This window comes from Lentzea tibetensis (assembly GCF_007845675.1).
Taxonomy (GTDB): Bacteria; Actinomycetota; Actinomycetes; order Mycobacteriales; family Pseudonocardiaceae; genus Lentzea; species Lentzea tibetensis.
This window is the reverse complement of record NZ_VOBR01000091.1, coordinates 1-1,488: the sequence shown is the minus strand read 5'-3', so window position 1 is coordinate 1,488 and position 1,488 is coordinate 1. Positions and strand designations below refer to the sequence as shown.

Below are 1,488 nucleotides of genomic sequence, written 5' to 3'. Positions count from 1 at the left end.
CGAAAGACATCCCAGGAGCTTGAATGTCAAGCAGCAGCCTTCTCGACACGATGCGACCAGGCGGTCGCCTCGTCGTAGTGCGTGCGGGTTTTGAGGCAGCCATGCAGGATGCCGACGCACCGGTTGGCGAGCTGACGCAGGGCGGCGTTGTGTGCGGCGCCGCGGGCGCGGAGCTGGTCGTAGTAGGTGCGGGCGCCGGGCGAGGCGCGCAGCGCGCTGAACGCCTGGGTCATCAGGGCGTCGATGAGCCGGTCGTTGTGCACGAACCGGGCCAGCACGGCCTTCTTCTTGCCGGAGGCGCGGGTGATCGGGCTGGTACCGGCATAGTTCTTGCGGGACTTGGCGTCGGCGTAGCGGTCGGGGTCGTCTCCGAACTCGGCGAGCACCCGAGCACCGAGGACCTGTCCCAGCCCCGGCTGGGACAGGATGATCTCAGCGTCCGGGTGCCGGCCAAAATGCGCATCGACCTGGCCCTGCAGGGTCGTGATCTGCTCGCGCAGGACGGTCAGCACCGCCACGGCGGCACGGGTGGTGGCCGCGTAGGCGGCGGTGACCACGTCGGGCTGGCCCAGGTGCTCGGCGCGCAGCACGGCCTGGATCGCGGCGGCCTTGGCCGGGATGTCGCGGCGGCGAGCACGTTTCATGGCGGCCATGATCTGGGCGATGGTCAGCTTCGCGGCCGAGGCCGGATCGGGTGCCTTGGCCAGCAGCTCCAGGGTGTCGGCGGCGTCGAGGTCGGTGAACGCCTCCAGCGCGGCCGGAAAGTAGTCGCGCAGCGCGTGCCGCAGCCGCTGGGTGTGCCGGGTCTGTTCCCAGATCAGCGTCTTGTGCGCCCGTGCCACGACCTTGATCGCCTCGGCCTCGGCGGTGTCGCCGGCCACCGGCCGCAGCTGGTGGGAGTCGGTGCGCACCATGTCAGCCAGCGTGTGCGCGTCGGCCGCGTCGCTCTTCGCGCCCGACACACCGTGACGGTCCCGGAAGCGGGCCACCGACAACGGGTTGACCGCGAACACCGTGTACCCGGCCGCGACCAGCGCCCGCACCCACGGCCCCCGATCGGTCTCGATCCCGATCACCACCTCCACATCTTCGGTGTCCTCACCGAGCTGCTCGCCGATCATCGCGTGCAGCCGGGCCATCCCCGCCACGCCCTCGGGCAGCCGGGCCTTGGCCAGTCTGCGCCCGATGGCGTCCATCAACTCGACGTCGTGGTGCGCCTCGGCCCAGTCATCCCCTACGAACAGCACCCGTTCTCCCGTCCCGTGACCACATTCAGCAGCAGCCCGCGGGAGAACCATCAGCGACCTAATGAATCAGTGCTCACGCCACAAGGGCGGGCACGACATCCCATCAGCGATCAACTCTCCCGGCCCACCAGCAGGGGCACGATCTTTCGTCAGGACTCAGACGTCCAGGAGGAACGAGTGCTCACCTGCCAGCGGCTACCAGACCCGAGTCTGCCCGACGGGCGACTCACGACTCATTAGG

General features: G+C 69.3%; 1 protein-coding gene. It reads right to left on the bottom strand.

The features are described from left to right. Positions 1–26 precede the first annotated feature (26 nt). Positions 27–1,247 carry an IS110 family RNA-guided transposase gene (locus FKR81_RS43060; RefSeq protein ID WP_146361368.1) on the bottom strand — a complete coding sequence of 407 codons (1,221 nt, stop codon included), beginning with the start codon at positions 1,245–1,247 and terminating at the stop codon, positions 27–29. Positions 1,248–1,488: the final 241 nt, after the last annotated feature.